At 62.0% G+C, this 6,701-nt stretch carries 5 protein-coding genes; 4 read left to right on the forward strand and 1 reads right to left on the reverse strand.

The window, feature by feature from the left end; translation table 11 throughout:
• Positions 1–1,109, reverse strand: a 1,109-nt coding sequence (locus tag ATO3_RS28175; protein WP_143747421.1) for a helix-turn-helix domain-containing protein, incomplete at its 3' end; no start/stop codon positions are given.
• A gap of 160 nt (positions 1,110–1,269) precedes the next feature.
• Between ATO3_RS28175 and ATO3_RS28180 the strand changes: the two genes are divergently transcribed.
• From ATO3_RS28180 to ATO3_RS28195, 4 genes are all read left to right on the forward strand, one after another.
• On the forward strand, positions 1,270–2,271 hold the full coding sequence (locus ATO3_RS28180) for a hypothetical protein (RefSeq protein WP_065335284.1): 1,002 nt from the start codon (positions 1,270–1,272) through the stop codon (positions 2,269–2,271).
• Between the two features lie 537 nt (positions 2,272–2,808).
• A complete protein-coding gene (locus tag ATO3_RS28185; protein WP_081293405.1) occupies positions 2,809–5,181 on the forward strand; it encodes a heavy metal translocating P-type ATPase in 2,373 nt (790 codons plus the stop codon).
• A gap of 34 nt (positions 5,182–5,215) precedes the next feature.
• Positions 5,216–5,530 carry a TFIIB-type zinc ribbon-containing protein gene (locus ATO3_RS28190; RefSeq protein ID WP_065335291.1) on the forward strand — a complete coding sequence of 105 codons (315 nt, stop codon included), beginning with the start codon at positions 5,216–5,218 and terminating at the stop codon, positions 5,528–5,530.
• Between the two features lie 238 nt (positions 5,531–5,768).
• The coding region (locus ATO3_RS28195; protein ID WP_088653043.1) for a cation diffusion facilitator family transporter at positions 5,769–6,701 on the forward strand (933 nt) is incomplete at its 3' end.

Below are 6,701 nucleotides of genomic sequence, written 5' to 3' on the forward strand. Positions count from 1 at the left end.
CCACACAAAGTGAGGCAGAGCCGATTTAAGGGCAACGCGACAGTCAGCTTGCGTTCATTCTGGCTAAGATTGTGATCGATAATCGCCAGCGCGATACAGCGTTCGAGGTCTGCAAAATTGAGCCTCGCACGGTCTTCAGACAGGTACTCACCCCGATCCGCGATGGAACGCCCAGTCTTGCCAGGCAGGGAGCGCAGCACCGTGTTCACTTTGCCGAGAAGCCGCTCGACAACCCCGCCACGATGGACGGTCCCCTTGTTCCGGCTTTGAATTACAATGCCGTACTCGGCACAACCCCGGATGAAACTGGTGCTTCTGAATTCCATGGCGGAATCCACGACGACCTTCTTCGGGCGGCCAAACATCGACCAGGAATGATTGATGTCGCGCGCTGCCAGCCAGTCCTCCTTGCGGCACATCGCTTGCGCCAGACAGAGGGCGACCGACAGGCGTGAGGGCTTCTCCAGGGTCAGGCAGAAGCCAACAATCGCGCTTGTTGCAACATCGGCTGCGATAGTGAGATAGGGGCGTCCGACATAAATGCCCTGACCATCGATGACTTCCACAAACTGGATGTCGGCAGGGGTATGGTCTATCTGGACGACATCGAGTGCGTGCTTGGCTCGGATATAGCCTGGGCGGGGTTTCAGACGTCGCAGGCTTTTCCCTCCTGAATGTCGCCGTCGTGCAATCTCCTCGGGCGTGAACAGCCGTGGGATACGTTTGGAAACGGTGACATAGGCGGGCGGATCAAGACCCTCGCTTACACAACGGGTGCGGATTTCATCGACAATCGGCGCAAGGTCCGGTTGCTCGGGCCGAAGCCACATCTCTCGAAGCGTTACCGAAATGATCTCCTCAACAGCCGGGCTGATCCTTGCGCGCCTGGCTCCACCTGTCTTTGGCAACAGCGAAGACACCCGGCGCTCGGCACGATATCGGCGCAGGTGGTTGTAGACTTGGCGCGTCGAGAGACGCAATTCGGATGCGGCGCGAGAAACTGCGGGGCGCATAGGCTCTTGCCGGTCCAGAATGCGATCCAGCTCTCGCGCGATACGCGTTGCCTTGGCCCAAGCCTCGTCAGACGCTTCGTTTTCGCGCAGCGTCATGAACCCGCTGCTCCACGATTTCTAAACCCCATCTTCTGCCCCATGTTCTCGCTTGTTGAAACGCGAGCTAAAAATTGAAATCGAAACGTAAAATACCACGTCGGATTACGCTTCATCCTGCTGGAATCCTGTAAGAACTTTTTGATGAAACGGCAAAGCAATTGCGACACACGAAGACGATCTCTGGTTCCTGCCGGGGCCGCTCGAAGAAGGACCGGATGATTTGCCTCCCGGGCCACGGGCGGAACCGCCTGATACCTCGGTCATCGACGATTGGACAAAGGCAGAGGGGACTCACGCTGCGCGGCTGGCAAAGGTGGCTGGACGCTTGGGTGCGCTGGATGACCGGTTGCTGCGTGGCCCGAATGGCTGGCGACACAGACTGGCACTGATCGAGACGGCAGACCTCAGCTGGCTTGCAGGGGATCGGGTGAGTTCTGACCGCCTCGCTCTTTGGATATCAATGCGATTGTCTGGCGCGCAGGATGATCCGGAAGCGCTGGCCCGAATTGGGTGGGCTGTTCGTCGCCTGACAGGTGGTCCCGGCCCGAAGGTCGATCTTGCAGCGTTTCTTGACCGCCGCGATCCCGAGAACATCGAGGACAGCGCCGAGCGTTTCGAAGATCGCGCGGGCGGATGGCAAGCTGTGATGACGGCAGCTTCCGATCTGCACCCAATTACACGCGCCTGTATGGGATATCACCTTTGGAGCATGGCGGGTCTCGGGCAACACGGCGACCAGATCGAAGCGGCCGTCACAGCTGCCAGGATCGCGGCCAGCGACGGAAGCGGTGCCGTCTTCGCACCGCTGGCCATGGGTGGGGCAGGGGGGCTGCGTGCCTCCGGCTTGCCGTTAGAGCGGTTGGACCGCTGGCTGGATGGCATGGACAGCGCCATTTTGACTGCGATGCGTCATCTGGATGGCATTGAAGAATGGGGCGTTCGCGCGAAGAGTGCGATGGCGCAACTGTCGGGTCGTACACCTGTAGCGTTGCGCAAAGTCCTCACGGAATGGCCTTTGACCTCGGCTCCTATGGCCGAGGCCTTGACCGGTGCGAGCCGTGCTGCTGTGCAACGCAATCTGATCAGGCTGGAAGAAAGGGGCTTGATCCGTGAGATGACAGGGCAGGGGCGCTTTAGGATGTGGCGGATCGACATCTAGGTGCTTTGACAAACCCTGCGCCAACCCGGCCTTGCGGGAATGCAGCCATTCGTTCTGCGCGCAGAGAACGACGGCAGAGAGTCTGACCCGGTCCTTACAATTTCGTGCTGCGCGCACAGCGTGGAAAATGCGGCAAGAGCGAAAAAACCGATGCCGCCACGCAGCGGAAGAAACAGCCCTTCATGCGGCTCGCAGCGTGGATCAAACGTAGAATTTACAGGTCGCGGGACCCTGCTGCCGTTTGAGCCGGATGGCTGGACGGCCGGTGTCGGCGCTTCGCGACGTGATTTTGAAAAATGTTGAGCAATCCTCGAGATTGCGAATGGCATCGTTGATCAGCCGCGACTGCTCCGGGCGAATGCCGTGCCACATGACACTGACCACCCGACGCAGGCGTCGTCTGCAAATTGGTGTTGGCGCTCTGGATCGAGGAGCAGAGCGAAAAAAGTTCCCGAGACCTCCCTCCGGCTCTTGAAGCTCTAGTAGCTGTAGCTCCTATCTTGCGGATCAAGGGATGATTCGCTCCGGGAGAGACCGATGCCGCATGACGGGCACAAACACGACCAGGCCAATGGCCACGATCACAAGCACGAGGGCGAGGGCGAGGGCGGTGCCTGCTGCGGCTCGGGCGAGGGTGCAATGTGCGGCGACATCGGCCCGGTCGGCGATGTTGACGCCAAGGGCCGCAGCTTTCGGGTGAACGGGCTCGATTGCGCCGAGGAGGTGGCGATCCTGAACCGGGTGCTGGGGCCTGAGGTCGGCGGCGAAGAGCATCTGGCCTTTGATGTGATCAACGGCCGTATGACGGTGCTTGATACCGGCAAGGCGATGAGCGACGAAAAGGTTATCAAGCTGATCGGTTCCACCGGCATGAGCGCCAGCCTCTGGGATGCCGAGAGCGCCGCGGCCAGCCAGGTCGCGCATCTGAAACGGCAACAGCTTTTCACCGCGTTGTCCGGCGGGTTCTGGGCGGTGGGTTTCGGCTATCACATCGTCGAAACCGGATTTCAGGGCGCAATCGGGATTTTTGCCGGGCATGGCGAAGCGGCGATGCCGCTGGTCGAGAGCCTGCTGTTTCTGGCCGCGATCATCTTCGGGGCCTGGCTGGTGGCGCCCAAGGCGTGGTCGTCGGCGCGGCGGCTGTCGCCCGACATGAACCTCTTGATGATTGTCGCGGTAGCCGGCGCGATCTTCCTGGGCGAGTATTTCGAGGCGGCGACAGTGGCCTTCTTCTTCTCGCTGTCGCTCTATCTGGAAAGCTGGAGCGTGGGGCGCGCGCGCAATGCCGTGGCCGCGCTTCTCGATCTTGCGCCGCCGACGGCGCGGGTGATCCGCGATGATGGCACCGAAGAGGACGTGCTGGCCGCGCAGGTGACCGTGGGCGACCGCTTCGTGGTGCGCGGCGGCGACCGCATTCCGCTGGACGGCGAGGTGCTGGACGGGATCAGCGGCGTCAACCAGGCACCGATCACCGGTGAAAGCGCGGAAGTGACAAAAGAGCCGGGCGACGAGATTTATGCCGGTACGATCAACGGCGACGGCACGCTGACGGTGCGCGCCACCAAGCCGGCCTCGGACACGGTGCTGTCGCGCATTATCCGCATGGTCGGCGAGGCGCATTCGCGGCGCGCCAACGTGGAACAATGGGTGGCCAAGTTCGCCCGCATCTACACGCCGATCGTGATGGTGCTGGCGATTGCCATCGCGCTGCTGCCGCCGCTTCTGGCCGGCGGCGCCTGGGACTACTGGTTCTACAACGCACTGGTGCTGCTGGTGATCGCCTGCCCCTGCGCGCTGGTCATCTCGACCCCGGTGTCCATCGTCGCAGCACTTGCCTCGTCGGCGCGCAACGGCGTGCTGATCAAGGGCGGCGCCTATGTCGAGGCACCGGGACGGACAACTGCGCTGGCGCTGGACAAGACCGGCACCATTACCGAGGGCGAGCCCGAGGTCGCCTCGGTGCATCCTCTGGGCGGCACCTCCCAGAGCGAGTTGCTGGAAGTGGCGGCCGCGCTGGAAGCGCGGTCGTCTCACCCGCTGGCGCGCGCCATTCTGGCGCAGGCCCGGGTCGCCGGGATTGAAGGCGAGGCGGCCGAGGACACCAGCACGGTGCCGGGCCGCGGGGTCGAGGGACGCTTTGGCGGCCGCAAGGTCTGGCTCGGCTCTGACCGGTTCGCCGCCGAGAAAGGCCTCGACGCCGGATTGCCGACCGAATTGCGTGAGCGGATCGAAGGCGCTGGCAGCACATTGGTGGCTGTTGGCGACGGCGAGACACTTCTGGGCGTGCTGGAACTGCGCGACCGGATCCGCGAAGACGCCCAAGGCATCGTGGCGCGCCTGCACGCACAGGGGGTGAAAACCATTGTTATGCTGACTGGCGACAACGAGCGCACCGCGCGCGCCGTGGCCGCCGAGGTCGGCATCGACGAGGTGCGCGCCGAACTGCTGCCCGAAGACAAGGTGGCGGCCATCGAGGAACTGGTCGCAAGCCACGACATGGTGGCGATGATCGGCGACGGGGTGAACGACGCGCCGGCCATGGCAAGGGCGCATTTTGGCATCGCAATGGGCGCCATCGGTTCGGACGCGGCGGTCGAGACCGCCGACATCGCACTGATGACCGACGATATCGGCAAGGTGCCTTGGCTGATCGGCCATTCCCGCCGGACCATGTGGATCATCCGTCAGAACATCGGCCTGTCGCTGGCGACCAAGGCGGTCTTTGTCGGGCTCACGGCCTTTGGCATGGCCTCGATGTGGGGGGCGATTGCGGCCGATGTCGGTGTGTCGCTGCTGGTGGTGATGAACGCGCTGCGGCTGCTGAACAGTAAGGCCGACAGCGGCGCGCCGAAAGGCGGCGATCCGGCGAGCGAAACCACGGCAAAGGGGGCGCTGGCGCATGGTCATTGAACTGAAGGAACCGGGAAAGGAGCCCGATAAAAACATGAATGCAAAAGGCAGGATGATGTGCCCGGTCTGCGAGGTGCCCTTGAGCATGGCGGACCGGCAGGGGGTGGAAATTGATTTCTGCCCTGAGTGCCGCGGGGTCTGGCTGGACCGGGGCGAACTGGACAAGATTATCGAGCGCAGCGCGACCGAAATGGCACCGCCGCCGCGCGAACGGGAACGCGACCGGCGCGGCTATGACAATGATCCGGGCGACTATGGAGGCCGTAGCCATGGCAAGCATGGCAAACACGGCGGATACGGCAAGCATGGATCCCGCCGAAAGTCCTGGCTGATGGAAATCTTCGACTAGATACGGTTATTAAAGCGTTTCGGGATTAAGTTGGATCACAACTTGATTTCGAAACGCTCGCGACATCAACATGTTATGCGCGTTTTGCGTTAAACCTGTGATTCAACTTTAACGCAAAACGCTTTAGATGCGGCTATACGTGTGCAACAAAGCGACGGGCGGGCTCCGGAAACCGGTGTCCGCCCTCAACAATGGTAAGGGCCGGAGATGGGCGCAGGACGCAGCGAAGAGATAACCGATGCCGCATGATCACGGCTCTGGCCACACCCATATAGACCCGGCATCCGGTGACCGGCGCGTTGCAATCGCGATCTGGGCGAACGGTATTCTGACCGTGGCGCAGATCGTTGGCGGGATTTTCGCAGGCTCGCTGGCGCTGATCGCCGATGCGATCCACAATTTCTCGGATATGGCCGCGTTGGTCATCGCCTTCGGTGCCCGAAAAATCTCGCGCCGCCCCGCCGACGACAAGATGACCTTCGGCTACCAGCGGATCGAGATCGTCGCCGCACTGATCAACTATACCACGCTGATCGTGATCGGTCTCTATCTGGTCTACGAGGGCGTGATGCGGATGATCGACCCGCCCGAGGTTCTGGGCTGGTGGGTGGTGATCCTGGGCAGCGTGGCGCTGGTCGTCGATACGCTCACGGCCATGCTGACATATTCGATGCAGAAGGGCAGCGTGAACATCCGCGCCCTGTTTCTGCACAATCTCTCGGACGCGCTGTCCTCGGTCGCGGTCATCATCGGCGGCACGCTGATCCTGCTTTACGACATGCGCTGGATTGATCCGGCGATCACCATCGGCATCGCCGTCTACATCCTTTATCTTGCCTTCACCGAGATCGGCGGCACCGTGCGCCTGCTGATGCTGGCCAGCCCGCCCCAGATCGAAAACGAGGCGCTGATTGCGGTGGTTCTGGGCGTTCAGGGCGTCGAGGAAATGCACCGGGTTCATTTCTGGCAAGTCGACGAGCAACAGATTTCCGTGGACGCGCATATTGTCGTCGCCCGCGACCACTGGGACCGGCTGGAAGCGATCAAGAGCGATATCAAGGCAATGCTGGCAAGTGAGTTCGGCATTCGCCACTCCACGCTGGAGTTCGAGCACCCCGATCACCCGCATCCGGGCGCGGCTGTCGCGTTGCCCTTAAATCGGCTCTGCCTC

This window comes from Marinibacterium profundimaris (genome assembly GCF_002210095.1).
Taxonomy (GTDB): Bacteria; Pseudomonadota; Alphaproteobacteria; order Rhodobacterales; family Rhodobacteraceae; genus Marinibacterium; species Marinibacterium profundimaris.